The 25,203-nt window shown below is 71.4% G+C and carries 21 protein-coding genes and 1 pseudogene; 6 read left to right on the top strand and 16 right to left on the bottom strand.

The window, feature by feature from the left end:
• Window position 1: 1 nt before the first annotated feature.
• From ACFZBB_RS04540 to ACFZBB_RS04525, 4 genes and pseudogenes are all read left to right on the top strand, one after another.
• Entirely contained in the window at window positions 2–241 is a 240-nt protein-coding gene (locus ACFZBB_RS04540) for a DUF397 domain-containing protein (RefSeq protein WP_391117756.1), read from the top strand.
• Window positions 242–297: 56 nt separating this feature from the next.
• A complete protein-coding gene (locus ACFZBB_RS04535) occupies window positions 298–1,113 on the top strand; it encodes an SAM-dependent methyltransferase (protein ID WP_391045445.1) in 816 nt (271 codons plus the stop codon).
• A gap of 222 nt (window positions 1,114–1,335) precedes the next feature.
• The gene (rpmB, locus tag ACFZBB_RS04530) at window positions 1,336–1,572 is read left to right on the top strand and encodes a 50S ribosomal protein L28 (protein ID WP_355345697.1); all 237 of its coding nucleotides are present in this window, start codon (window positions 1,336–1,338) and stop codon (window positions 1,570–1,572) included.
• Window positions 1,572–1,640: pseudogene (locus ACFZBB_RS04525) on the top strand (30S ribosomal protein S14); the annotation flags it as partial. The gene rpmB and the pseudogene ACFZBB_RS04525, both read left to right, overlap by 1 nt.
• Before the next feature lie 171 nt (window positions 1,641–1,811).
• Here ACFZBB_RS04525 and ACFZBB_RS04520 read toward each other — a convergent pair.
• The 5 genes from ACFZBB_RS04520 to ACFZBB_RS04500 form a co-directional block, all read right to left on the bottom strand.
• Window positions 1,812–2,813, bottom strand: a complete 1,002-nt coding sequence (locus tag ACFZBB_RS04520) for a transporter substrate-binding domain-containing protein (protein WP_391117754.1) — start codon at window positions 2,811–2,813, stop codon at window positions 1,812–1,814.
• 117 nt (window positions 2,814–2,930) lie between these two features.
• Complete coding sequence (locus ACFZBB_RS04515; RefSeq protein WP_391118463.1) at window positions 2,931–3,683, bottom strand: ATP-binding cassette domain-containing protein; 753 nt, start codon at window positions 3,681–3,683, stop codon at window positions 2,931–2,933.
• Between the two features lie 17 nt (window positions 3,684–3,700).
• Entirely contained in the window at window positions 3,701–4,744 is a 1,044-nt protein-coding gene (locus tag ACFZBB_RS04510) for an ABC transporter permease subunit (protein ID WP_391117752.1), read from the bottom strand.
• A 214-nt stretch (window positions 4,745–4,958) separates the two neighbouring features.
• Complete coding sequence (locus ACFZBB_RS04505) at window positions 4,959–5,090, bottom strand: putative leader peptide (protein ID WP_391117750.1); 132 nt, start codon at window positions 5,088–5,090, stop codon at window positions 4,959–4,961.
• A gap of 151 nt (window positions 5,091–5,241) precedes the next feature.
• Window positions 5,242–6,588 (bottom strand): MFS transporter, encoded by a 1,347-nt coding sequence (locus tag ACFZBB_RS04500; RefSeq protein ID WP_391117748.1) that lies wholly within the window; start codon window positions 6,586–6,588, stop codon window positions 5,242–5,244.
• A 94-nt stretch (window positions 6,589–6,682) separates the two neighbouring features.
• Here ACFZBB_RS04500 and ACFZBB_RS04495 point away from each other — a divergent pair, with 94 nt between their 5' ends.
• A complete protein-coding gene (locus ACFZBB_RS04495; RefSeq protein ID WP_391117746.1) occupies window positions 6,683–7,159 on the top strand; it encodes a MarR family transcriptional regulator in 477 nt (158 codons plus the stop codon).
• Window positions 7,160–7,201: 42 nt separating this feature from the next.
• Here the strand turns inward: ACFZBB_RS04495 and ACFZBB_RS04490 are convergent, their stop codons facing one another.
• The 8 genes from ACFZBB_RS04490 to ACFZBB_RS04455 all read right to left on the bottom strand — a co-directional run bounded on the left by ACFZBB_RS04490 (window position 7,202) and on the right by ACFZBB_RS04455 (window position 17,190).
• A complete protein-coding gene (locus ACFZBB_RS04490; protein WP_391117744.1) occupies window positions 7,202–8,773 on the bottom strand; it encodes an oleate hydratase in 1,572 nt (523 codons plus the stop codon).
• A 123-nt stretch (window positions 8,774–8,896) separates the two neighbouring features.
• A complete protein-coding gene (locus tag ACFZBB_RS04485) occupies window positions 8,897–9,577 on the bottom strand; it encodes a class F sortase (protein ID WP_391117742.1) in 681 nt (226 codons plus the stop codon).
• Window positions 9,578–9,812: 235 nt separating this feature from the next.
• Window positions 9,813–10,253: a hypothetical protein gene (locus ACFZBB_RS04480; RefSeq protein ID WP_391117740.1), complete on the bottom strand. Its 441-nt coding sequence runs from the start codon at window positions 10,251–10,253 to the stop codon at window positions 9,813–9,815.
• 379 nt (window positions 10,254–10,632) lie between these two features.
• Window positions 10,633–11,454 (bottom strand): hypothetical protein, encoded by an 822-nt coding sequence (locus tag ACFZBB_RS04475; RefSeq protein WP_391117738.1) that lies wholly within the window; start codon window positions 11,452–11,454, stop codon window positions 10,633–10,635.
• A gap of 184 nt (window positions 11,455–11,638) precedes the next feature.
• A complete protein-coding gene (locus ACFZBB_RS04470) occupies window positions 11,639–13,981 on the bottom strand; it encodes a glycoside hydrolase family 3 N-terminal domain-containing protein (RefSeq protein WP_391118461.1) in 2,343 nt (780 codons plus the stop codon).
• A 95-nt stretch (window positions 13,982–14,076) separates the two neighbouring features.
• A complete protein-coding gene (locus ACFZBB_RS04465) occupies window positions 14,077–14,910 on the bottom strand; it encodes a carbohydrate ABC transporter permease (protein WP_188279491.1) in 834 nt (277 codons plus the stop codon).
• On the bottom strand, window positions 14,910–15,851 hold the full coding sequence (locus tag ACFZBB_RS04460) for an ABC transporter permease subunit (protein ID WP_391118459.1): 942 nt from the start codon (window positions 15,849–15,851) through the stop codon (window positions 14,910–14,912). Before ACFZBB_RS04460 ends, ACFZBB_RS04465 begins: the two co-directional genes overlap by 1 nt.
• A 19-nt stretch (window positions 15,852–15,870) precedes the next feature.
• On the bottom strand, window positions 15,871–17,190 hold the full coding sequence (locus ACFZBB_RS04455) for an extracellular solute-binding protein (protein ID WP_391117735.1): 1,320 nt from the start codon (window positions 17,188–17,190) through the stop codon (window positions 15,871–15,873).
• A gap of 409 nt (window positions 17,191–17,599) precedes the next feature.
• On the opposite strand from ACFZBB_RS04455, the gene ACFZBB_RS04450 reads away from it, so the two are divergent.
• Entirely contained in the window at window positions 17,600–20,191 is a 2,592-nt protein-coding gene (locus ACFZBB_RS04450) for an alpha-L-rhamnosidase C-terminal domain-containing protein (RefSeq protein ID WP_391117733.1), read from the top strand.
• A gap of 62 nt (window positions 20,192–20,253) precedes the next feature.
• Here the strand turns inward: ACFZBB_RS04450 and ACFZBB_RS04445 are convergent, their stop codons facing one another.
• The 3 genes from ACFZBB_RS04445 to ACFZBB_RS04435 are packed head-to-tail and all read right to left on the bottom strand — an operon-like array spanning window position 20,254 to window position 25,045.
• Entirely contained in the window at window positions 20,254–21,516 is a 1,263-nt protein-coding gene (locus tag ACFZBB_RS04445; RefSeq protein ID WP_391117731.1) for a type III PLP-dependent enzyme, read from the bottom strand.
• Complete coding sequence (locus tag ACFZBB_RS04440) at window positions 21,513–23,336, bottom strand: IucA/IucC family protein (RefSeq protein ID WP_391117729.1); 1,824 nt, start codon at window positions 23,334–23,336, stop codon at window positions 21,513–21,515. The genes ACFZBB_RS04445 and ACFZBB_RS04440 overlap by 4 nt, the downstream gene beginning before the upstream one ends.
• A complete protein-coding gene (locus ACFZBB_RS04435; protein WP_391118457.1) occupies window positions 23,336–25,045 on the bottom strand; it encodes an IucA/IucC family protein in 1,710 nt (569 codons plus the stop codon). The genes ACFZBB_RS04440 and ACFZBB_RS04435 overlap by 1 nt, the downstream gene beginning before the upstream one ends.
• Between the last annotated feature and the right edge of the window lie 158 nt (window positions 25,046–25,203).

The following is a 25,203-nucleotide window of genomic DNA, read 5'->3' as shown; positions in this document are numbered from 1 at the left end:
CGTGGATCACATTCGCAACGGCATGAGTGCCGCCGACCTCGGGCCCCTCGGCTGGCACAAGCCGTGGAGCGACGATGCCGGCGGAGCGTGCGTCGAGGCGATGAAGCTGCCCGACGGCCGGGTGGCGCTGCGCCAGTCCACCGATCCGGGCGGCCCCGCGCTGATCTACAACCGCCGGGAGATCGAGAGTTTCATCCGGGGCACCAAGGCGGGCGACGCCGACTTCCTGCTCCAGCAGTGACGCCAGGCCGCGCGAGCGGCACCACCGCACATCGACAAGGAAATCCGGAGGACCGCGTGCCCGAGAACGGCTGGCCGGCCGACCGTATCGACACCAAGAACCCGCACCCGGCACGGGTGTACGACTACATCCTCGGCGGCAAGGACTACTATCCTCCCGACCGCGAGGCGGGCGACGCCATGGTGGAGGTGTGGCCGTCGATCGTGCCGCACATGCTGGAGAACCGGAAGTTCATGCACCGCGCCACGCGCTACCTGGCGCAGGAGGCGGGCATCCGGCAGTTCGTCGACATCGGCACCGGCATACCGACCCGGCCGAATGTGCACGAGGTCGCGCAGTCCATCGCCCCCGAGTCGCGGGTGGTGTACGTGGACAACGACCCGATCGTGCTCACGCTCTCGGCGGGCCTGTCGTCCAGCACCCCCGAGGGGCGGACCGAGTACATCGAGGCGGACATGCGGGACCCCGCCGCGATCCTCGGCTCGCCGCAGTTCCGCGAGACCATCGACCTCGGCAAGCCGGTGGGGCTGACGTTCATCGCGATCGTCCACCTGATCATGGACGAGGACGACCCGCTCGGCATCGTCCACCGCCTGCTGGACCCGCTGCCGTCCGGCAGCTACCTCGCGATGTCGATCGGCACCGACGACTTCGCGCCGGAGGAGGTCGGGCGGGTGAACGCCGAGTACACCGCGCGCGGCATGCCGATGCGGCTGCGGAATCTCAGCGAGGCGCAGGCGTACTTCGAGGGCCTGGAGTTGGTGGAGCCGGGCATCACGCAGGTGCACCGCTGGCGGCCGGACGACTCCGTCGACCCCGCGGTGCGGGACGAGCAGATCGCGATGTACGGAGCGGTCGCCCGTAAGCCCTGATCGCCTCCCGTTCCCCTGTGGCCTGGTCTCCGGTGACTCCGGAGGCCGGGCCACGACGCGTTTCGGGGCGCACTGCCGCGTCCCGAACAAAGGCAGTCCGGGCAGTCGGCGTAATGACATTCGTTTCCATTAAGGTACGGTGAGTCCGGTCGCCGGGGCATCGGCGGCGGTCGTCCGGGCCGTCGCGGGCCCTCGCGAGTCCGCAACCGCCCTGGAGGCACCGTGTCCGCCCACTGCCAGCTCACCGGGCGCAAGCCCGGTTTCGGCAACGCCATCTCCCACTCCCATCGGCGCACACCGCGCCGCTTCGACCCCAATATCCAGCGCAAGCGCTACTGGCTCGCCTCCGAGGGCCGCTTCGTCCGGCTGACACTCAGCGCGAAGGGCATCAAGACCGTCGACCGGATCGGCGTCGAGGCGGCCGTCGCCCGGCTGCGCGCCCGCGGGGAGAAGGTCTGATGGCCAAGAAGAGCAAGATCGCGAAGAACGAGCAGCGTCAGGCGGTCGTCGCGCGATACGCGGCACGCGGCTGATACGGCATGGAAATCCTCATGGGGCGAAGGGACTTCGCGGGACCGTAGCACGCGGAGGTCGGCCGGTGTGATCGTCGTGCGGGGCCGCGCGGCCCGGACCCCGTGCCGCTGGGGCGCGGGGTCCGGGTGCCGCCGGAGGCGGGCGCGGTCGGAGGGCGACGGGGCTCAGAAAGTGGCCGCCGGGTTGACCTCGGACGTGGTGATGCCCGTGCCAGGCACGTCCCACTTCGCGAAGATCTTCGCGTAGGCGCCGTCGGCGATCAGCTTGTTCACGGCGTCGCTGAGCGCCTTGCCGATCGGTGAGCCCTTCGCCGTCACGAATCCGACCGGCGTGGTGCTGATCTGGCCGAGGTACTTCGTGTGGGGCACATGCGTGGCGTCGTACTTCAGCGCCAGCGTCGGGCCGAAGTAGATGTCCACCTTGCCGTTCGCCAGCCCCAGGAAGATGGGGGCGGAGTCGGTGAAGTACTGCACCTTGTACGGCTTCTTCCCGGCGCCCGAGCACTTCGAGGCGCCGTCGGTGAGGATCTGCTGGAAGGTGGAGCCGGGGCTGGTCGCCACGGTCAGCCCGCAGAGGTCGGTGAGCTGGGTGACCGAGTCGACGGGCACGTCCTCGGCGCCGAGGAAGGACTGGCCGTCGTTGAGGTAGGTCGCGAAGTCCACGACCTCCACGCGGGCCTTGGTGACACCGAAGTTGTCCTGGCCGACGTCGTACCGGCCGTTCTGCACACCGGGGATGACGGTCGGGAAGGTCCCGTACTGCACCTTCCACGTGATGCCGAGCACCTTGCCGACGGCGTTGCGCAGGTCGACGTCGAGGCCGATGGGCGTGCCGTCCTCGCTCTCGCCGCCGTGCGGGAGGCCGGTGACGCCCGGCGCGCGGGTGGTGCCCAGGGTGAGCGTGCCGCTGCTCTTCGCCGCGGCGGGCAGTTCCGCCGTCAGCGCGGGGTCGGCCGCGATGCCCGAGACGACGTCCTCGGTCGGGATGGCGGTCGATCCGGCCGACGCGGACGACGACGAGGTGGCGCCGGCGGCCCGGGACTTCGGCGTGCCCGAGTCGTCGGACGAGTCACCGCAGGCGGCCAGCAGGGCGAGGCCGATGACGGCGGTGAGCGTGGCGGCGGCCGGCCGCGGGAGACGGCGGGCGGGGCGTCTTTCGGTGGTCACGGGGGTGCCTTTCGCAGCGGGGTCGAGACGAGTGCGGGCAGGTGTGTGCGGCCTGGCGTGAACCGCTCGACGGCGAGCGTCAATTGGAGGAGTGCGGGGGGCGATGCGGGACCGGCGCTACAGGACGGCCGCGAGGAAGGACCGCGCCCGGGGGTGGCGGGGGTCGGCGAGGACGTCGGCGGGCGGCCCTGACTCGATGATCCGGCCGCCGTCGAGGAAGGCGACGGTGTCGGCGACCTCGCGGGCGAAGCCGATCTCGTGGGTGACGACGATCATCGTCATGCCGCTGACCGCGAGGTCCTTCATCACAGCGAGGACGTCGCCGACGAGTTCGGGGTCGAGGGCGCTGGTGGGCTCGTCGAAGAGCAGCAGTCTCGGCTCCATCGCGAGCGCGCGGGCGATGGCGACGCGTTGCTGCTGACCGCCGGACATCTGCCGGGGGTAGGAGTCCTCGCGCCCTCCGAGCCCGACCTGTTCCAGCAGGGCGCGCGCCCGGACCGCCGCCTGTTTGCGCGGCACGCCGCGCACCGCGACCGGCGCTTCGGTGATGTTCTCCAGCACCGTCATGTGCGGAAAGAGGTTGAACTGCTGGAAGACCATGCCGACATGGGCGCGCTGCCGGGTGATCGAGCGGGCGCGCAGTTCGTGCAGTCGGCCGCGGCCCGGCCGGTAGCCGACCATGTCGCCGCCGACCTCGACGAAGCCCGCGTCGGGCCGCTCCAGGTGGTTGACGCAGCGCAGCAGCGTGGACTTTCCGGAGCCGGAGGGGCCGAGCAGGACGGTCACCTCGCCCTCGTGGACATCCATGTCAACGCTGTCGAGGACGAGTTGCGTGCCGAAGCTCTTGCGCAGGCCGCGGATCCTGACCAGCGGACGTCCGTCGCCGGTCATGACAGACCCGCCAGGTCGGTCCTGGTCCGGCCGAACACCGGGATGTTGGCGCGGGTGACCTCCCAGAAGCCGCGCTTGGGACCACCGCCGCCACCGCGACCGCTGCCGCGCGCGTAGTACCGCTCGACGTAGAACTGGCCGATCGACAGCAGCGTGGTGAGGATGACGTACCAGACGGTGGCCACCAGCAGCAGCGGCATGATGAGGAAGTTCTGGTTGTAGATCAACTGGGCCGAGTACAGCAGGTCCTGGACGGCGATGACGCTCACGATGGAGGTCGCCTTCAGCATGCCGATCAGCAGGTTGCCCGAGGCGGGGATGATCGCGGGCATGGCCTGCGGGAGCACGATCTTGCGGAAGATCCGGCCGTTGCCGAGGCCGAGCGCCTGCGCGGCCTCGCTCTGTCCCGGGTCGACGGACAGGATGCCGCCCCTGACGATCTCGGAGGAGAAGGCGGCCACGTCGAGGGTGAGGCCGACGTAGGCGGCGAGGATGCCGCTGAACAGGTGGGCGGTCTTGACGGTGACGAATTCGTGGCCGAAGGGGATGCCGAGCGATATCCGCGGGTACAGCGAGGCGAGTTCGTACCAGAAGAGGAGTTGCACCAGCGGGGGGACGGAGCGCAGCAGCCAGACGTAGCCGAAGCTCAGGGCGCGCAGGACGGGGTTGCGGGACAGGCGCATCGCGGCGATGCCGATGCCGAGGAGGTAGCCGCTGGCCATGACGGCGCCCGTCAGCCACAGCGTGAGTTCCAGGCCGTGCAGGATCGATCCGCGCAGGAAGTAGTCGCCGACGGTGCCCCATTGGAACCGCTTGTTGGTCAGCAGGGTGTGCACCAGCATGGCGAACAGCACCAACAGGACCAGCGCGGAGACCCATTGGCCCGGCCTGCGCAGGGGTACGAGCCTGGCGGCGAGCAGTTCGTCGTCCGTGGGGCGGCTGTCGAGGGCGCGCGGCGCGCGGGTCTTCCCCGGTTCGGCCGGTGGTGGCGGGTCTTCGGGCACAGCGCGTACGCGCTGGAAGGTGTCCTGGTGCTCCATGGTCGGTGCTTCCCGTCTGGATGTGCGGTCGCGGCAGCGCGCGTACGGCGTCAACGGCCCGGTGCGGCGGGCGGGTTGACGTCGGGGAACGGCGGCGGGGAGGGCGAGTGCGCGGGGGTGTGCGGGCGCGCGTCGGCGAACGGCTACGCGCCGCCGTGCGGGAAGCGGGGTCGACGTCCTGACGGGACGTGCGGACCTGCGGGCACCTGGACGGTCAGCGGGCCGGGAGGGTTTCCGGACACAGGGCGCTGCTCACGCGCAGCAGGTCGACGTGGCGCCTGGCCACGTGGAGTTGGAAGGACCCGCCGGGGCGGGGTGTGCCGCCGCTGTCGTGTGCGCTGCGCATGCCCGTCCCCTCACTCGCGTCGGTCCTACCGGAAAACAGCAATCACGGTAACCGGCCCGCGCCGTGGGGACAATGCCCGCGCGAGTGACGGAGATCGCACGCGGGACACGCATGAAGCCGGGCGGCGGTTCTCGCTACGGCACGCCGGTCCTCACTCCTGGGCGCCGCGGCGTGTGCTCGGGGTGTCGAGGATACGGTCCTCGCTCAGCGCGACCTCGGCGAGGACCGCCTCCTCGGGGAGTGCCGGGGTGTCGCGTACGGCGGCCTCCGCGGCGGCGCGGTCGGGGGACGGGACCGGGTGCGACTCCCCCCGGTCGGCCTCCTCCAGCGCGCGGTGCACGGTGCTCAGGACCGCCGCGCCGGCCGCGACCACCACCGCGCCCAGGACGAACGGGACGTGCGCGTTGTAGTGCTCGACCAGCTTGCCCGCGACGAAGGGCGCGAGACCGCCGCCGATGAAGCGGACGAATCCGTACGTGGCCGAGGCTACCGGGCGCGGCACCGGGGCGATGCTCATCACGGCGGTGGTGACCAGCGTGTTGTTGGTGCCGATGAAGACGCCGGAGACGATCGTCGCGCCGATGACCACGGCCCTGTGGTCGGGGAAGACACCGATGACCAGGGTGTCGACCGCCATCAGCAGCATGGTCGCGTAGAGCGTACGGGCGGTGCCGAAGCGGGACTTGAGCATCGGCGCGCCGAAGACGGCGAAGAGGGCGACCAGCACGCCCCAGGCGCAGAAGACTGCGCCCAGCTTCAGCGGCGACAGGTCCATCAGGAAGGGGGCGTAGCCGAGGATGGTGAAGAAGGCCCAGTTGTAGAGCAGACCGGTGACGCTCGTGGTGGCCAGGCTGCGGTGGCGCAGTGCCTTGATCGGCTCGCTGAGGGAGGAGGGCCGGTCGGGCCGGGGCGTCGGGGGGACGAGCACGGCGGTGGCGACCAGGGCGATCAGCATCAGGACGGAGACGCCGAAGAAGGGGCCGCGCCAACTGATGTTGCCCAACAGGCCGCCCAGCAGCGGCCCGCAGGCGATGCCGACGCCGAGCGCGGTCTCGTACAGCACGATCGCGCCGCTGAATCCGCCGCTGGCCGAGCCGACGATGACCGCGAGCGAGGTCGCGATGAACAGGGCGTTGCCCAGGCCCCAGCCGGCCCGGAAGCCGACGATCTCGCCGATGCTGCCGCTGGTCCCCGCGACGGCGGAGAACACCACGATCAGCACCAGTCCGGTGATCAGTGTGCGTTTGGCGCCCAGGCGGCTGGAGACCCAGCCGGTGACCAGCATCGCGACCGCGGTGACCACCAGATAGCTGGTGAAGAGCAGTTCCACCTGGCTCGGGCTGGCCTCCAGCTTGGAGGCGAGCGACGGCAGGATCGGGTCGACGAGGCCGATGCCCATGAAGGAGATCACACAGGCGAACGCCACCGCCCAGACCGCCTTCGGCTGCCGGAACGGGCTGGGCGTCTCGACGGCTTTCGCGTGCGCCGTGTGCGTCATGGGCCTTCCTCTCGTCAGAGGAGACCAACTGTATCGACCATCTATATAGACGGTCAATGGACGTGCGCTCACGGCCGCGGCTATGCTGCGGCACATGAGCCGATCCACAGCCGTGACCAGCACGGATCACGCCGACGACGGCACGATCGGTCCCGCCGACGCGGTGTACGCGCTGGTCTCCACGCTCGTCCGGCACTCGCGCCGGGACGTGAGCCTGACGTCGGCCTCGACGCTCGGCACCCTGCGGCGGACGGGCCCGCGCCGGATCACCGACCTGGCCGCGATCGAGGGGGTCACCCAACCGTCGGTGACCGCGCTCGTCACCTCCCTGGAGCGGGCGGGCCTGGTCGAGCGGCGCAGCGACCCGGCCGACCGGCGGGTGGTGCTGGTCGCCCTCACCGACGCGGGCCTGGACTATCTGGCCGAGCGCCGCCGGTCGAGTGTCGAGGTCTTCGCCCGGCTCATCGACCGGCTGCCCCCCGACGAGGCGGCGGCGCTGGCCGCCGCCGTCCCCGCGCTCGAACACCTCCGCGCCCTGGACGACGCGCAGCGCGAGCCCGGCCCCGCTTGACCGGCGTCAGCGGCGTCAGCGGCGTCAGCGGCGTCAGCGGCGTCAGCGGCGGTGGAGCGTCTGCACCGCCTCGATCAGCACCTTCGGGTCGTGCCCGCCCTTGTGAACCGGCGGAGGCTGCCGCTCGAGACCGAGCAGTCCCGCCACGGCGGTCCACGCGGTGCGCACCGAGTACTCCACGGTGAAGACGACGTCGTCGGGCACTTCCGCGTACTGCCCGATGAAGGCCAGGTTGGTGGAGCCCTCGGGGACGACCTGGGGGCGGTCGCCCGCGGAGCGGACCAGGAACTGGCTGGTGATGTACGGCATCATCGCCGGGATCACGATCGAGTCGTCCAGGATGCGCGGGCGCTCGGCGAACCGCAGGTGCTGAAGGACCTCGTCCAGGATCTCTCGGCCGGTGCACCGCGCCATCGGCTTGCCGACGAAGTCGCCCTCCCGGTCGGGGAAGAGCGCGTAACCCCACCAGACGTACGTGTCCTCGGGCTGCTCACGGAAGTGCGGCTGGTGGTTGAGGACGATGGTCAGCAGCCACTTGGAGTCCTTGAACGTGATCAGGCCGCCCTTGCCCGCCTCGCTGCCGCTGAACTCCTCCATCAGCTTGAAGAAGAGCGGGTCCTTGGTCGTGACCGTGAACGACTCCCAGGTGGAGTCCTTGACGGAGGAGTCGAACACCTTCGGGTCGCCGAGCCCGCGGCGCTTGGCGGCCAGCGTCTCCCACAGCGCCCAGGACCCGGCGGTGCTCGTGGTGTCCAGGGCGGGCACGGTGTCGGTGCCGCCGAGGGTGGAGTTCGCGGTCATCGAACCGTTGGTGACCATCACCAAATCGTCGGGACCGACCGCCGTCTCCTCGGTCGCGCCGCCGCGCACCCAGGTGATGGCCTCCACGGTGAGCTCGTCGCCCGGCGCCAGCCGCAGATCGGTGACGCGGGTGCCCAACTGCACGACGACGCCCTGATCGGCGAGCCATTTCATCAGCGGGCGCACGATCGAGTCGAACTGGTTGAACCTCGTGCGGTAGATCCCCGACATGCTGTCGAAGGACTTGAACAGGTGCACGAAGCGGTTCAGATAGCGGCGGAACTCGATCGCGCTGTGCCAGGGCTCGAAGGCGAAGGTGGTGCACCACATCGCCCAGAAGTTGGTGTGGAAGAACTCCTCGTGGAAGCAGTCCGCGATGCGCTTGCCGTCCAGCAGTCTCTCCGGGGTGGCCACGCACGCCACCAGCTCCAGCCGGTCGCGCTCGGAGAAGGTCATCGAGTGCGCGTCGATCACCTTCCCCTCGGCGTCCACCAGCCGGGCGTGGTCGTTCCAGGCGAAGTCCTCGTGGAAGGCGAAGGTGTCCTCGGTGACGGACTTGGTGGGGTCGTCGAGGGAGGGGACGGAGGACAGCAGGTCGTAGGTGCAGTCGAAGTGCACCTCGAACATCCGGCCGCCGCGCATGGTGTAGCCGCTCTCGGGCGTGCCCGCCGCGTCCAGACTGCCGCCCTCGCGGTCCTGCTCCTCCAGGATCACGATGTCGGAGCCCGTGAATCCGCCCTCGCGGATCAGGAACGCCGCCGCCGAGAGCGACGCGATTCCGCTTCCCACCAGATATGCCTTGGCCACAGCCACTCCTCGATCGGTGTCGTTCGGTACGTCGGAACGTTCGGTGCGTCGGTGTCGGTCGGTGTGTCGGAGCAGGTACGCCGGTATCGGCCGGTACGTCGGAGCAGGTACGCCGGGCACGTCACGGTCTCAGAGGCGGGCCCCGGTCAGGTGGGCGTAGACGACGACATTGCCCAGGTACTGCTGCCGCTTCTTGTCGAATCCGCCGCCACAGGTGATCAGGCGCAGCTCCGGCCGGGACGCGGGGCCGTAGACCTTGTTGTTCGGGAAGTCCTTGGCCGCGTAGACCTCGATGGCGTCGATCGTGAACAGGGCGGTACGGCCGTCCTGGCGGCCCACCTCGACGGCGGCGCCCTTCTTGAGCGCGCCGAGGTTGTAGAAGACGGCGGAGCCCTGCCGGGTGTCGACGTGACCGGCGAGGATCGCGGTGCCGACGGCTCCCGGCGCCGTACCGCCCCGGTACCAGCCCGCCAGATTCCGGTTGTCGTCCGGCGGCGCGGCGAGGTGGCCGTCCTGTCGCAGGTCGAGGCCGGTCACCGGGGCGTCGAGGCGGATGGAGGGAATCCGGACCTCGGTCGGCGCCGAGGGCGGCAGCACCGTGATCGCGGGGACGCCGGGCCGCGTCGGCGCGGGGCTCGGCGTGTCGTCCTGCGCCGCGAACGCCTGGGCGGCGCCCGGCTGCGGCGGGGGCGTCTGCGACTGGGCGCCGTTGCCGATCAGGGTGATCCCGACGGACACCGCGACCGTCGTCAGCACGGTCAGCGCGATACGGCGGAGCAGGCCGCTGCCTGCGGGGGCGTTGTGGTCCACGGGGTTTGCCTGTCTGACGTCACGTACGGGGGAGGCGGCTCGGGCTGCCGGGCGACGCGGCCAATGGGATGAGGCGGCAAGCAGGCGCCGGGGCGCGGCCCCGCACCGCGCGGTACGACCACGGGGTACGGGGCACGGGTGCGACCGCGGCGGGCCGACCAGGCCGTGGCGGCCTGTGACCAGGACCGCGTCAGGCCTGCGCGGCCCGCGTCGGCGACCTCGCGTCGGACCTTCGTCAGACCTGGCCACCGGCGCGGCGGCGGCGCAGCACGAGGGCGCCCGCGCCGACGACACCAAGCAGACCGGCGCCGAGCGCGATCTCGGTGGTGTTGCCGCCCTCGCTCGTGCTGCCGATGCCGGTGTGCACGGTGCCGGACGGGACCTTGGCGTCCGGGCAGACGCGCGAGGCGTCGGAGGCCGTGACGTTGACCTGGTTCTCCAGCGCGGAGAGGTTGTCCTGCTCGGCGGTGCCGGGGTGGCCGCCCGCCGCGACCTGCTTCTTGTAGTCCGCCAGCGCGGCGTCGTAGTCGGCCTGCGCCTTGTCGGCGGCGGCCACCGCCTTGGCGCACTCGGCCGTGGTCTGCGGCAGCGCGGCGGCGGCGTGAGCGGCCGGAGCGGCCAGCGCGATGCTCGCACCGAGAACGGCGGTGCCCAGAAGCGTGTTGATCGAACGCATGAGTGATCCTCCAGCGAGTCCGGACGCGGATGCCGGTGCACCGCAGCGGGGGAAATCCGTACTCGCGCTTTCGAGGCAACCCGGCGGCCGGGCTCCGCGCCTGCTGACAGCCCGTCACTTCTGGCGGCATCCGGCAGCGTGTCGCGCTCGACATGCGGCAATTCCACAGGTCAGCGTGGTATTGCGGCTCCGCTCGAGGCTCCGTCACTCTGATCGCCGAATGGGTGAGTCCGCGCGGGCACCCGTCCGGCCTCGTATCCAGGCGGCATCCGACCCCGTATCCGGCCCCCCGTACCCGGCCGCGTGCCCGGCGTCCGCTCCCGACCTCCGCGCCCGGCGTCCGCTCCCGACATCCCCGCCCGGCGTATGCGACCGCCGGTCAGATCCAGCCGCGCCGGGTCGCGACCACCCCGGCCTGGAAGCGGTTGGTGACGACCCCGAGACGTTCGTGCAGGCTGCTCATCCGGCGGCGCATCGTACGGATGGACCAGCCGGGCTGACGGGCGATGGCCTCGTCCTTCAGGCCGCCGACCAGCAGCGACAGCATCAGGCGGTCCTCCTCGGCCAGCGGGTCCTCGGCCGGGGCGTTCAGCGGGGCGGCCTGCTGCCAGCGCAGCTGCCAGTATTCGACGAGCGCGTCCAGCAGTGCCGAGCGGCGGATGACGGCCGCGCGGACGTCGGAGAGGTCGAGCGACAGCGGCATCGGCGCGATCCTGCGGTCGGCGATCGCGACCTCGACACGTATCCCCGGCAGGACCCTGGCCTGCTCGCCGCGGCCGACCAGGTGCCTGATGTCGTCCAGCACGCCCGGCCACTCCAGCGCCTCGGGCGCGTAGACCACGCGGTAGGTGACGCCCTTGCCGAGCGCGCTCTCCTCGACCGGGTTGCTGGTGGTGAGCGCGTACGGCGGCCGGTCCAGGGCGCGTACCTCCTCGCGGGCCTCCTGCTGGAGGCGGACGAACCAGCGGCCCAGCGCCTCGCTGCCGTGGATGATCTCCGCCTCCGCCGCGTGGCCGTGCTGGGTCGCGGCGAACAGCCGGGACAGTTCGGCGGAGGCCACCCTGACCCGGTCGAGCTCCACGGTCCTGGCGCGGACCAGTGTCTCGACGGCGTGCTGCGGCTCGATCTCGGCGTAGCGGCGACGCGCGCCACCCGTGGGAGTAGGGCGACATCGTCGTACCGCTTCCTTTGGCGCCAGCACTTCATCACCGATCCGGAGCGTACGGCGAAGGTCGTCCGTACCTGGAGGCGCGGGCGCTACGGAGGGACCCGCCGCTCCCCCGTCGGCGCAGGTTCCGTAACGCCGACAGCCGCGCCTCCGCACAGGGCGGGGGCGCGGCTGTCGGTCCGTCAGGTCACCGCGACGGAAGCGGCGTTCAGGACGTTCAGGACACGGAGTCCCGCTCGCGATCCGTCGTGAAGTCGGCGTGCAACCTGCGGGTGTGGTCCACCGTGCGGGCCGGGCCGGTCAGGGCGCAGACGACGGTGAGCCGCAGATCGGTGGAGGAGGCGCCGAGCCGCAGCTCCAACTCCCCCGGTTCCACGACGCGTCGACCGTCGCGGCCGGTGAACGCGGCCAGGTCGGCGGGCACGGTGACCTCGACGCGGGCCGACTCGCCGGGCGCCAGGGCGACCCGGTGGTAGCCGACCAGCCGCTGCACGGGCTGCACGACCGAGGCGACCGGGTCGTGGAGGTAGAGCTGGACGACCTCGGTGCCGTCGCGACGACCGGTGTTGCGTACGGTGAAGGCCAGGGCGATCTCCCCGTCCGTCCCGGTGTGCAGGCGCGGCACGTCCAGGTCCGTCCACTGGAATCGGGTGTATGTCAGCCCGTGGCCGAAGGCGAAGGCCGCGGTGGGGTCGATGCTGGAGACCTCGCTGGCCTTGCCGAGCCGCGCCGCCAGATACGTGGAGGGCTGGACGCCGGGGCGGCGCGGGACGCTGACGGGCAGTCGGCCGGAGGGCTCGACCCGGCCGCTGAGGATTCCGGCCACGGCGGCGGTGCCCTCCTCGCCGGGGAAGAAGGACTGCACGACGGCGGCGGCCTCGGTGGCGGCGCGGCCGAGCGCGTAGGGCCGCCCGGCCAGCAGGGTGACGATCAGCGGGGTGCCGGTGTCGGCGAGCGTGTCCAGCAGGGTGTCGAGGAGCTGCTGCTGTACGCCGGGCAGCGTCAGCGACTCCGCGTCGCAGCCCTCGCCGCTGGTGCCGCGTCCGAACAGGCCCGCCCGGTCGCCGAGGGCGAGGACGACGGCGTCCGCGCCGCGCGCCACCCGTACCGCCTCGGCGAAGCCGTCGGTGTCGGCGCCGTCGACGCTCGCGCCGAGCGCCGAGACGATCCGGGCGTCGGGGAATTCGGCGACCAACGCCTCGCGCAGGGTGGGCAGTTCGATGCCGAGCGGGGTGTCGGGGTGCTGTCCTCCGACGTGTACGGGGAAGGCGTAGCAGCCCAGCACGGCGGTCGGGGTGTGGGCGTTGGGGCCGATGACGGCGATGGTCGCGGGCCGGTCCAGCGGCAGGGTGTCGCCGTCGTTGCGCAGCAGGACGACGCTCTGCTCGGCGACCTGCCGGGCGATGGCGCGGTTGGCGGGCGGGTCGAGGTCGACCCGCCCGCGCAGCGCCTCGGTGTCGATCTCGGCGTCGGTGAGGTCGGCCGTGCCATCGGCGGAGGCCGTGCCAAGGCCCTTGAGGGCGGCGGGAGTCGGGTCCCAGTCGGCGTCGAGGAGTCCGAGCTGTGCCTTCTGGATCAGCACCCGGCGTACCGCGCGGTCGACGAGGGCTTCGGGCACCTTCCCGTCGGCGACGGCCTTGAGCAGGGGTTCGCCGTACGCCTTCACGGTGGGCAGTTCGACGTCCACGCCGGCCGCGAGGGCGGCGCCCGCCGCTTCGCCGAGGGTGCCCGCCACGCCGTGCAGGGTATTGAGGAAGGCGATGCCGAAGTAGTCGGCGACCACGGTGCCGGTGAATCCCCAGGTGTCCCGCAGGAGTCCGGTCAGCAGGAGTTCGTCGGCGGCGGAGGGGACGCCGTCGGTGTCGGTGTAGGCGTGCATGACGGAGCGGACCCCGCTCTCCCGGATCGCCATCTCGAACGGCGGCAGGATCACGTCGGCGCGCTCCCGTACGCCCATGCCGACCGGGGCGAGATTGCGGCCCGCGGTGGAGGCGGAGTAGCCCGCGAAGTGCTTGAGGGTGGCGACGACTCCGGCGGACTCCAGGCCCTGGACGTAGGCGGTGCCGAGGGTCCCGACGAGGTACGGGTCCTCACCGATCGTCTCCTCGACGCGGCCCCAGCGGGCGTCGCGCACCACGTCGAGGACCGGGGCCAGGCCCTGGTGCACGCCGACCGAGCGCATGTCCTCGCCGATGGCGCGGGCCATGCGGCGGATCAGCCCGCGGTCGAAGGTGGCGCCCCAGGCCAGCGGTACGGGGTAGGCGGTGGCGCCCCAGGCGGCGAAACCGGCCAGGCACTCCTCGTGGGCGAGCGCGGGGATGCCGAAGCGGTTGGCCCCGGCGATGGCGCGCTGGGTGCGCAGCAGCGACAGCGCGCCGAGCGCGGGGTCGACCGGCGCGGTCCCGAACGACCGGGTGAGCTGACCGAGTCCTTGCGGCAGCAGCGCCTCCAGGTCGACCGGCGCTTCCATCTCGTGCTGGAACGGGGCGACTTCGCCGCCGTCGTCGGACGCTCCGACCCAGACGCCGACGAGTTGCGCGGCCTTCTCCCGCAAGGTCATCGCGGAGATCAGCGCGTCGGCCCGCAGTTCGGGGGCCAGGTCGGGGTCGCGCCAGGGTTCGGTGACGGGTTCTGTCTCTTCGACCACGGTGTCGGTCACTTTCCTCCGACGCCCATGAGGCCCTGGACCAGGGCGCGCCGGGCGAACAGGTAGACGATGAAGATGGGCAGCATCGACAGCACCACCGCGGCCAACAGGCCGGGGACGTCGATGCCGTGCTCTGTCTGGAAGTTGTAGAGGCCGAGGGTGATGACCTTGGACGAGTCGGACTGCGTCAGGACCAGCGGGAACAGGAAGCCGTTCCAGGACTGGAGCGCGGAGAAGACCACGATGGTGGACAGGCCGCCCTTGGACAGCGGCAGCACGAGCTGGAAGAAGACCCGCCAGGGCGCGGCGCCGTCCATCGCCATGGCCTCGTAGAGGTCGGGGGTGATGTCGCGCATGACGCCGGACAGGATCAGCGCGCACACCGGCATGGAGAACGCGGCGGTCGGCAGGATGACGCCGATGAGGTTGTCGTAGAGACCGGCCTTGGTGATGACGTAGAACATCGGCACGATCACGGCCTGCGCGGGGATGGCCAGGCCCAGCAGGAACACCCGGAAGACGCCGGTGGTGAGGCGCCCTCTGCCGCGGACGATCGCGTACGCCAGCGGCGGCACGAGCAGCAGCACGATGGCGACGACGGCGAGGGTGACCAGCAGGGTGTTGAGGAAGTACTGGCCGAAGCCGTTGTGGAAGTCCTGCGTGTAGTTCTTCAGCGTGAAGTGCCGGGGGAAGCCCAGCGGGCCGCTCTTGAAGTAGTCGCTGCGGCTCTGGAGGGTCGCGGCGAGCATCACGTACAGCGGCAGGCCCACGAGGAAGAGCCAGACCAGGGAGCCGAGCCCGGCCAGGTAGTTGGGGCGGTGGCGGTTGGTTCGGCGTGTCATCACAGGCCCTCCGCCGAGCTGCGCATCTTGTCGTATCCGGAGACCTTGACGACGATCAGCGAGACGATCGTGGCGATCACGACCAGGACCAGGGCGATGGCGGAACCGCCGCCGAAGTCGAAGCTCTTGAACGCCTTTTGGTACATGTAGTAGGCGCTGATGGTGGTGTCGGTGCCGGGGCCGCCCTGGGTGAGGATCAGCACGGTGTCGAAGGTGGTGAGGCCGCCGACCACCATCAGGACCATCGAGGTGATCATGGTGTTGCGCAGTTGCGGCAGGGTGATGTGCCAGAACTGCCGGATGGTTCCCGCGCCGTCGATGGCCGCTGCCTGGTAGAGCACGGGCGGGACGGCGCGCGCGGCGCCCTGGTAGATCAGGGTGTGGAACGGGGTGTACTGCCAGGCGCCGACGAAGACCAGCACGCCGATGGCGCCGGACCGCATGCCGAGCAGATTTCCGTCCCCGAAGAGCCATTTGGCCTGCGCGGGCACACCGAAGTTGGGGTCGAGCATCGCCCGCCACAGGACCGAGATCGCGGTGGCCGACAGCAGCAGCGGGATGAAGTAGACCGCCGAGAGGACCGCGCGGTTGCGCTGGTGGCCCGCGGCCCAGACGCCGAGCAGCAGGCTCAGCGGCGTCTGGATCACGACGCCGAGCACCGTGATCAGCGCGCTGAGCCACAGGCTCTGGATCATGGTGTGGTCGTGGATCAGCGCCTTCCAGTTGGCCACGCCCGCCCACCGGGGTGAGCCGAGGCCGTCCCAGCTCGTGAAGGACAGCACGGCGACCAGCAGCAGCGGAACGACGGCGAAGCAGACGAAGAACAAGGTGGCGGGAACCGCCCAGGCCAGACCTGGGCGGGTCACCGCGGAGCCGGAGCGGCGGCTCATCCCGGCCCGGTGGGCCGTGCCGCTCCGTGCCGCAGGGGGCGATGTGGTGATCATGTGGAGGGTTCCCTGGTCAGGACGACGGCAGGGCCTGCATGGCCTTGATGAACCCGTCGGCGTCGAGCTTGCCGTCGAAGAACTGCTGGACCGCCGTGTGCATCGCGGTGCTCGCCGACTGCGGGTACGCCTGGTCCCAGGAGAGCTGGAAGGACTTCGCGTCCTTGACCAGGTTGTACTGGTACTTGGAGTAGGCCGGATCGGCCGAGGTGTCGAGGAACTTCTCGGTGTTCCTCGTCGTCGGCAGATTGCCGATGCCGAGCTGTGCCTGGACGAATTCGTCGCTGTACTGGAGCTTGAGGAATTCGGCTATCGCGTCCGGGTACTTGGTCTTCTTCAGCACCGAGTAGAAGTTGTTGGTGTTGCCCACCACGTCGGTCGGGTCGCCGACCCCGCCGGTCACGGTCGGGAAGGTGCTGAAGCCGAGGTCGTTCTTGGCGAAGTCGGCGTTGGCGTCCTGCTGGGTGGAGTAGTACCAGGAGCCCATCAGCTCGAACCCGGCCTTGCCGGTGGCGACCAGGGCCGCGGAGCCGTTGTCGGTGAACTTCACCGAGTCGTAGTTGGTGCCGAAGGCACCGGCGTCGACCAGCTCCTTGAGCATTGACAGCGCCTTCTTGCTGTCGGCGCTGGCCCACGCGCTCTTGTCGCCCGCGAGCGCCTTCTCGAACAGGCCGGGGCCCGCGACGCGGTCGTAGACGTACTCGTACCACATCAGGGTCGGCCACTGGTCGCCGCCGCCGAGCGCGATCGGGGTGATGTGCTTGGACTTGAGGACCTTGACCGCGTTGAGCAGGTCGTCCCAGGTCTTGGGCTCGGTCAGGCCCGCGTCGGCCAGCACCTTCTTGTTGTTGAAGAGCAGGACGGGCTGGGTGCCGCGCATCGGGACGCCGTAGGGCTTGCCGTCCACCTTGGCGCTGTCGAACACCGACGTCAGGAAGTTGTTCTTGAGCCCCGGGTCCTTGGCGATCATCTCGTCAAGCGGCAGCAGAAGCCCTTTCTTGACGAAGGGGGCGATGCTGCCGCCGCCCCAGTTGAAGAAGACGTCGGGCGCCTGCTTGGTGCTGATGAGCGTCTGCAGTTTCTGCTGGTAGTCCGCGCCGGGGATGGTGTCGAGGACCGCCTTGACCTTGGACGTCTTGTTGAACGTCGCGACGATCTGCTTCTCGACCTTGTTGGTCGCGTCCCCGTAGACCAGCACGTGGAACGAGCCGGCGCCGCCCGAGTCGCCGCCGCTGCTGCCGCCACAGGCGGCCAGGGACATTCCGAGCACGAGCGCCACGCCGCCGGCCAGGGCTCTGGCGGTCGCGGCGCGGGAGAGCAATGCGCGCTTCTTCATCGGTCCAGCCTTTCGAAAGATTCGGCATCATCGCCGAAATTTGCTGCGCGCTGTGACGGTAAAGTGCGCCCGGAGAGGGGGTCAAGGCTCGCGCCATGGGTTACCAAAGCGTGACCCAACACCCGATCGGGCCACCGAACTGACGCGGTGTCGGCTTCGACAGTTTCGAGAAAGATGTCGGGACACGGGACGAGACCGGTGAGCGGGGCCGACGGCGGGCCGGGCGCGGGGGCGGCGCTGCCCCACCGTTTCAATGACGTTTCAATTCGGCGTCGCGAAAATGCGAAGCCTTGGCCGACGGATGTATTGACCCCCAGCTCAATCGCGCCATAGGTTCAGCGGCGCCGAATTGAATCGTTCTTAGTGGTGCGGGCCGCAGGACGCGGCTCGTGGAACACCTGGAGCCCTCTTGTCCTCTGCGCATCCCCTCCGTGGCACGCTCTCCCGACGGTCGGTCCGCATCGCGCAGGCCGTCGCCGTCGTCGGCGCGCTCACCGCGACCATGGCCCTGTCGGGGCCGGCCTCCGCCAACTCCCCCCACTCCGCCTCCTGGCGGAAGTACGTGCGGGCACCGTCGAGCCGCGAGGTGCGGCCGGTCGCCGTGACGGCCACCACCGGCGATGTGGCCCACCCTCAGGGCGTCCTCGGCAAGGGCACCGCCACCCTCAACAGGCCCGCCCCCAAGGCCAAGCCGACATGGCCGGCCGACACCACGGCCACCGCCTCCTCGTACCACGACGGCAACAACGGCAACGACGGCAAGCCCCGTACCTACGTGCCAGGCAACGCGGTCGACGGCGACACCGACACGTTCTGGAACGACGCGAACGCGGCGACGTATCCCGCCTGGCTGGAGATCACCAGCCCGTCCCCGGTCGCGCTCCCCGGCATCACGGTGCTGTCCAACAGCGACGGCGTCCCGCAGGACTTCACCGTCGAGACCTGGGACGGCTCGGCCTGGACCACCCGCGCCACCGTCACCGGCAACTCCGACGTGCAGCGCGCGGTCGCCTTCTCCTCGTCCGTGACCACCGCGCGGGTGCGGATCACCGTGACCAAGGACCAGTCCTCGGGCAAGGGCGAGTACACCAGGATCAACGAGGTGTGGCCGGGACTGGTCGCCGCCGAGCCGGTGCCCAGCGTCACGCTCGACTTCGGCAAGGTCGTCTCCGGCTACCCCCGGATCAGCTTCGCGGGCGCCTCGGACAACAGCCCCGGCGTGCGGGTGGCCTTCTCCGAGACGCTCGACTACCTCACCGACCGCTCCGACTACACGCGCTCCGACGTCTCCGGCGGCCCCGGCACCGATCAGTACGCGGTCCCCCGGCAGGGCGGGATCTGGACCGACCACAAGAGCTGCCTGAGCGGTACGAAGGTGTGCGCCGACGGCCTGCACGGCTTCCGCTACATGAAGATCAGCCTGGACGCGCTACCCTCCGACGCGCCGCTCGCGCAGCCGTCGGGCACCGTGCGGATCGACGGTGTCTCGCTCGACTTCACCCCGTTCCTCGGCACCCCGGACTCCTACACCGGCTGGTTCGAGTCCTCGGACGCCGAGCTGAACCAGTACTGGTACGACGCCTCGTACACCAACGAACTGGTCACCGACACCTTCCGGTCGGACGACGTCGACCCGCGCAACGCCGACAGCCCGACACTGGACGGCAAGCTCGTGCTGCACGACGGCGCCAAGCGCGACCGCGACCCGTACGTGGGCGATGTCGCGGTCTCCGGCCGCACCACGTATCTGACCCATGACGCGGCGGTCGCCGCCAAGAACGTGCTGGCCGACCTCGCCGACCACCAGCGCGGCGACGGTTGGATACCGCCCGCCTCGATCAACAACTACACGCTCCCGCTCTTCGACTACCCGCTGTGGTGGGTGACCAGTAGCTGGGACTACGTGCTGTACACCGGCGACACGGCCTACGCCCGCGACTACTACGCCAACCTGGTCAAGACGCTGGACAGTTGGTACCCGAGCGTCACCGACGCCAACGGCCTGCTGTCCAAGGGCCTGAACGGCACCGGCGGTTACGGCGACTACGCCTTCCTGCCCCGCAGCGGCGAGGTCACCTACTACAACACCCTCTACGTCCAGGCGCTCAAGGACGCGGCGGCGCTGGCGACGTCACTGGGCCACGGCGCGGACGCCGACCGCTGGCAGAAGCGCGCCACCACCGTGAGCACGGCGATCAACACCCATCTGTGGGACAGCGCCGCGGGCGCCTATCTCGACTCGGCGACCGGCGCGGTACGGCACGGGCAGGACGGCAACGGCCTGGCCGTGGTCGCCGGGGTCGCCGACCCGACACGCGCCGCCTCGGCGCTCGACCACCTGTCCAGGACCACCGCCCAGCGGTACGGCAACGCCTTCATGGACAACAACACCCTGGTCTCGGACGGCTCCCAGCGGGTCTACGCCTTCACCTCGTACCCCGAGATCCAGGCCCGCTTCCTGGCGGGCAAGGCCGACTCCGCCATCGACGAGATCAAGCGGCTGTACGGCTGGATGGCCGGGCACGGGCCCGGCATCACCGACTGGGAGGGCATCGGCCCGGGCGGTTCGATGTACGAGGGCGGCTTCACCTCGGCGGCGCACGGCTGGTCGACCGGGGTGGTCCCGGCACTGACCAACGACCTGCTCGGCGCGACGCCCGTCACACCCGGTTTCGCCACCTGGAGCGTCGCACCGCACCCGGGCTCCGTCACCTGGGCACGCGGTCAACTTCCCACGCCGCACGGTCCGTTGACCGTCGGCTGGAAGCGCGGCGGCGGTGACCGGCAGTTCACGCTCGACCTGACGGCGCCCAAGGGGACGTCCGGTGTCGTCGACCTGCCCGCGACCGGCACGCGCGTCACCGTCAAGGTGGACGGCCGGGTCGCCTGGGACGGCTCGGGGGCGCACGCCTTCCAGGCCACGCTCAAGGACGGCCGGGTGACGCTGCGCGGCATCCCGGCGGGCAGCCACACGATCACGGTGACCGGCAAGGTGTCCTGAGCCGTCCGCCGCACACGCTCTCTCCCGAACCGGCGCCTCGGCCGGTCCGGGAGAGGCCGGTTTCAGGAACGGTCCGTGGATTCCGGGAGATCCGTGGATTCCGGGAGATCCGTGGAATCGACGTAGTGGACGCTCGGCCGGGGGTGCATCAGGAAGTCGTGGTGCGAGATGTTCCAGGCGTACGCCCCGGCGAGCGCGAACAGCACCCGGTCGCCCGCGCGGAGTCCCGCCGCCGGGACCCGCCGGGCGAGTACGTCCTTGGGCGTGCACAACTGGCCCGCCAGCGTGACCAGTTCGCCGTCGGCCGCCGAGCGCGGCCACGGGTGCGGCCAGTCGTCGACCGGCAGCAGAGCGCAGGGCTGGTCGTGGCCCTTGGCCGCCGGGGTCCGCAGATGGTGGGTGCCCCCGCGCAGCACCGCGAACTCCTCGCCGTGGCTGGGCTTCACGTCCAGCACGTCGGTGGCGTACCAGCCGCAGTACGCGGTCAGGGCGCGGCCCGGTTCGATGCGCAGCAGCGGTCCGGGGTGGGCGTCGAGCAGCCGGGCGAGCCCGGCGCCGTACGCGGCCCAGTCGAAGCGGTCCGCCGGGCGGGTGTAGTCGACGGCCATGCCGCCGCCGACGTTGACCTCCCGGAGCGGGACGCCGTGCCGCGCCGTGAGGTCCGTCGCCCAGGCGACCACGGACTCGGCGACGGCGAGCAATCGCGGCGCCGGGAGGCCGCTGGCCAAATGGGCGTGCACACCGCGCAGTTCGAGGTGCGGACGGCTGCCGTCGGTGAGCGCGCGGACGACCGTGTCGGCCTGCGCCGGATCGAGGCCGAAGGGCGAGGGTCCGCCGCCCATGGCCAGCACTCCCGTCGCCAACTCCCCCGGCGCGACAGCGAGGTTGAAGCGCAGCAGCACGCCGACGCGGGTCCCGCGCACGGCCACGAGATGCGAGAGCATGCGCAGTTCGTACGCGCTCTCCACGTGGAAGCGGTCCACGCCGAGGTCGAGCGCGGCCGTGATCTCGGCAGGGGTCTTCCCCGGTCCGCCGAAGGCCAGCGGGCGGCCCGGCACCGCCGCCGCCACGTGGGCGGCCTCGCCGCCGGACGAGACCTCGTAGCCGGTCACGTACGGGCCGAGCGCCGTCAGGATCTCCGGCTCCGGGTTGGCCTTCGCCGCGTAGTACAGCTCCGCCCGCTCGGGCAGAGCCGCCCGCACGGCCGCCGCGTGCGCGCGCAGCGCCGCCATGTCGTAGAGGTAGGCGGGCAGTTGGGCGGGCGGCAGGGCGAGAGCCGTGGTCCGTACGGAGTCGGGGACGGCGACAGGTGCGGGTGCGGTCATGACTGCGTCCTCGCGTCGTCGGGGTCACGGTCTGTGCCGCGCACGGGGTGTCCGGGTCCGCCGTCCGGTGACAGCAGGATGTCCTCGGCGAGCGGTGACGGCAGGACATCCTCGGCGAGGGGCGACGGCAGGCGTACGTATCCCGCGAACCGGTCGGCCGCGCGTTCCCAGCGGGTGAGGAGATTGGCCTTGGCGGGCAGCGGCGCTCCGGCGAGCAGGGCGTCGAGCCGGGGGTGGTGGCCGTGCTCGTCCGCGTGGTCGCGGATGGCGCGGCGGACCTCGGCCCACAGGGCGGGTTCGGTGTCCGGGTGCAGGTCGGCGAGGGCGGCCAGCATCTCGGCGACATGGTTGACCAGCAGGCAGTAGACCACCCGGTCCCAGCCCCGGTCGGCGTCGTAGCGCAGGGGCTCCGCGACCTCGGGCGGCAGCGCGGCCAGGGCGTCGGCGCAGGGTCCCGAGAGCAGTTCGGGGACCAGTTTGGTGCCCTCCAGGTCGCGGAAGAGCACCTGGACGGGGTCGCCGTCGGTGTCGACGCAGACCAGCACGTTCTGGAGGTGGGGTTCGAGCACCACGCCGTGGTCGAAGTAGGCGGCCAGCACCGGGGGTACGAGCAGCCGCAGGTAGGCGCGCCACCAGCGCAGGGCCGCCGCCGGGCCGCCGTCCGCGACCAGCCGGGAGATGTGTCCCGGTCCTGTCGGGTACTCGTCGGCGACGGCGGCGGCCAGCAGCGCGGTGCCGCCGGGCCCGAGCCGCCGGTCGAGCCCTTCCCTGACGATCACGCCGAAGCCTTCGAGCAGCGACTGGTCGGGGCGGCCGTCGCGGCCGGGCAGGGCCAGGCTGCGGTAGGCGGGCTCGCGCAGTACGTCGGCGCCGGGGAAGCGGGCGGCGAGGTCGGCGAAGGCGGGCCGCAGCATCCGGGTCAGGGCGACGGCCCCGGCCAGTTCGTAACTGGCGTTCTTGCGCAGGCAGTTGGTGATCCGCACATTGAGGCTGAATTTGAGGAAGGTGTCGCCGTCGTAGAGGGTGCGGACGGAGGCGGTGGCGGCGAAGCGGGTCCTGCCGGGGCCCAGGTCCAGCACGTCGCGGCGGTCCAGGGCGGCGCGCAGCGCGGGGTGGCGGTGCAGCAGGTCGTACTGCCAGGGGTGGGCGGGCAGCAGCCTGTAGCCCGGGGGCACGGCCGCGAGCCGGTCCAGTGGGTCGGTGGCGCCGGGCTCGGCGCACTCCTGGACGGTCAGGCCCTCGCGCACGGCGAGCAGCCGCAGCGGGAAGGACGCCGAGGTCTCCGGTGCGTAGGCGGCCCATGAACCGGGGTCGCCGCCACGGGACTTGGGGGCCGGGTGAAAGCGGTGGCCGTAGACGAGCGACTGTTCGGAGGCGAGGTATCCGGCGAGCGGGAGCCCGGCCGCGACCGGGCGCGGGGCGCGCAGCGCGGTGGCGACTCCGTGGTGGCTGGACTCCACCTGGTCGAGGAATTCGTCGTTGGGCACGCCGGTGAGCGAGGTCAGCTCGGCGTGGGTGTGTTCGGCCAGCCGTCGCCAGTCGATCTCGGTCCAGTCGTCGTGGCCGGTCTGTTCCGTGACCGGTCCCTCGAAGCGGTGCGCGCCGAGCAGTGAGGTGCGGCGCAGCGCGACCCGCAGCCGTACTCCGGTGCGGGGCAGCCGTACCAGCAGGCGGCCGTCGATGACGGCGGTCTGGTGCTCGGGCCCCGACACCTCGCGGAGCAGGCAGTTCAGCAGGGTGTGGGCCACGGCCCGGTCCGCGTCGGGCAGTCCCGCGTGCCTGGCGCGGTCGGCGGGTCCGGTGATGGTGGGCAGCGTCATCAACGGCTCCGCAGAAGGTAGTTGGGTCCGGTGGTGTAGTGCTTGTTGATGTCGGTGGCTCCTGAGCGGTCCTTGGCGAGCAGCGTGCCCGCGCTCACCATCGCTTTGACGGGCAGGCGCGGTGCGTCGAGCACGCGCGCGCGCAGGGTCTCGCCCGCTTCGCCCGGCCCGGTGCCGAGCCGCCGCGCGGCCCGGTCGAGCAGGTCGCGCACGCGGTCGAGCAGGTCTTCCAGCGGGGCGCGGCCGAGCCGCGCGAGGGCGAACGCGTAGGCGCCCGCGCACAGATGGACGGTGATGGTGGTGAACAGATCGGCCACCGGGCCGTCGTCGTCCACCAGGATGCGCGGGTCGTCGAAGGCGGCGCGCTCCGGCGCGCCGGGGCCGAGGGCCGCGCGCAGCCGTACGCGGTTGACGCGCAGACCGTCGTCGTCCTTGAGGAGCAGGCGCAGCCGGGTGCGGCCTTCGGGGTCGTCCAGCAGCAGCGAGACGTTCTGCTGGTGGGACTCCAGGGCGATGCCGTATCCGAAGAGCGTGGTCTGCCAGTCGAGGAGCAGGGTGAGGACCGCGTCGAGCAGGGCGAGCGGGTCACCGCCGTAGTAGCGGTGGGCGAGGTGGTCGATGACCGGCCGGCCGTCGGGGGCCTCGGCGAGCAGCGCGGCCATGGGCAGGACGGCGCAGCCGTCGAGGCCGGGCGGGTGGCGGCGGACGAGCACGGCGAGGAGTTCATGGCCCGCGTGCGCGAACCGGGTCTCGTCGGCGTGCAGCACGCTGTCGCGAAAGCGCGGTTCGCGCGCGGTCACCGCCTCCAGCAGCCGCTGTCCGGCCGCGCCGTCGATGAGGCTGCCCGGTTTGATCGTGCGCCGGTTGAGCAGCCCCAACGTCGAGGTGGCCAGGGGCAGTTTGAGGTGGGCGCCGGGGTCGGCGAGGACCGCGACGGTGCGGGTCGACAGCGTGGGCGCCACGTCCAGGTACGGGCGGTCGGCCAGTACGGACCTGCCGTCGAGGCCGGTGGCGCGCAGTGCGTCCCGCAGCGGGCCGTCCGCTGTGAGGGGGTGGACGGGGAAGGCGACATGGGTGCCGTCCAGCTCCTGCGGCAGGCCGAGGGCGAGGGCGGACGGCCGCAGATCGCCGAGGCCGAGGCCGTCGGGCGCCCGATCGCCGTCCGCGCCGTGCACGGTGACGGCCTCTTTGGGCAGGGCGAGCCAGCGCAGGGCGAAGCGCGGCGCGAATTCGGGCGCGTAGGCGCGGAGCTGATTTTCCGTCAGCCCGCTGCGGGCGGCAGAGGTCGGGTGCACCGGGTGGCCGTGCCGGGCGGCCAGGGTGTCGTACGCGAGGGCGCCGGTGAGTCCGGTCCACCCTGCGGGGTCGCCGCCGTGGCGTGCGGTGAGCCGGGCCACGGTGTCGGCGCGGGTCGCGGTCCGCAGCCGCAGGGCGGTCAGCGCGTCCCGGTACTCGTCCGCGAAGGCGGTGAAGCCCGCGCGGTCCTCGGGCGCCGCGAGAGCGCGCAGCGCCGCCAGGACGTCCTCGCCGGTCGTCAACTCCCGCCCGCCGGGCTCCTGGAGCAGCAGCGGGAGCCGGGCGGCGCACTCGCTCTGGAAGCCGTCCGCCGTGACCGGCAGCAGGAGCGCCGACTCCTCACCTGCCGGGTCGGTCACGGGCAGCGGCAGCGGCAGCACGTCCGCATCGGCCTCGGGGACCGGCTGCCGCAGCGCGGCTGACCACCGGCCCGAGCCCGCCTCGGACCTCGGTCGCCGCAGCGCGGCCGTTCCCCCGTCCGCATCGGCCTCGGGGACCGGCTGCCGCAGCGCGGCTGACCACCGGCCCGAGCCCGCCTCGGACCTCGGTCGCCGCAGCGCGGCCGTTCCCC

The sequence above is a fragment of the Streptomyces sp. NPDC008139 genome, from assembly GCF_042957025.1.
In the GTDB taxonomy this organism is placed as follows: domain Bacteria; phylum Actinomycetota; class Actinomycetes; order Streptomycetales; family Streptomycetaceae; genus Actinacidiphila.
The sequence above is the reverse complement of the archived record's forward strand: the minus strand, read 5'-3'. Positions and strand labels throughout refer to the sequence as shown.

Bases quoted from the DNA above. Each gene is read 5' to 3' on its own strand.
- ACFZBB_RS04480 (WP_391117740.1), bottom strand. From the start codon at position 10,253: ATGCGTTCGATCAACACGCTTCTGGGCACCGCCGTTCTCGGTGCGAGC.
- ACFZBB_RS04495 (WP_391117746.1), top strand. From the start codon at position 6,683: ATGAGCCGATCCACAGCCGTGACCAGCACGGATCACGCCGACGACGGC.
- ACFZBB_RS04465 (WP_188279491.1), bottom strand. From the start codon at position 14,910: ATGACACGCCGAACCAACCGCCACCGCCCCAACTACCTGGCCGGGCTC.
- ACFZBB_RS04455 (WP_391117735.1), bottom strand. From the start codon at position 17,190: ATGAAGAAGCGCGCATTGCTCTCCCGCGCCGCGACCGCCAGAGCCCTG.
- ACFZBB_RS04510 (WP_391117752.1), bottom strand. From the start codon at position 4,744: ATGGAGCACCAGGACACCTTCCAGCGCGTACGCGCTGTGCCCGAAGAC.
- ACFZBB_RS04470 (WP_391118461.1), bottom strand. From the start codon at position 13,981: ATGACCTTGCGGGAGAAGGCCGCGCAACTCGTCGGCGTCTGGGTCGGA.
- ACFZBB_RS04500 (WP_391117748.1), bottom strand. From the start codon at position 6,588: ATGACGCACACGGCGCACGCGAAAGCCGTCGAGACGCCCAGCCCGTTC.
- ACFZBB_RS04505 (WP_391117750.1), bottom strand. From the start codon at position 5,090: ATGCGCAGCGCACACGACAGCGGCGGCACACCCCGCCCCGGCGGGTCC.
- ACFZBB_RS04445 (WP_391117731.1), bottom strand. From the start codon at position 21,516: ATGACCGCACCCGCACCTGTCGCCGTCCCCGACTCCGTACGGACCACG.
- ACFZBB_RS04440 (WP_391117729.1), bottom strand. From the start codon at position 23,336: ATGACGCTGCCCACCATCACCGGACCCGCCGACCGCGCCAGGCACGCG.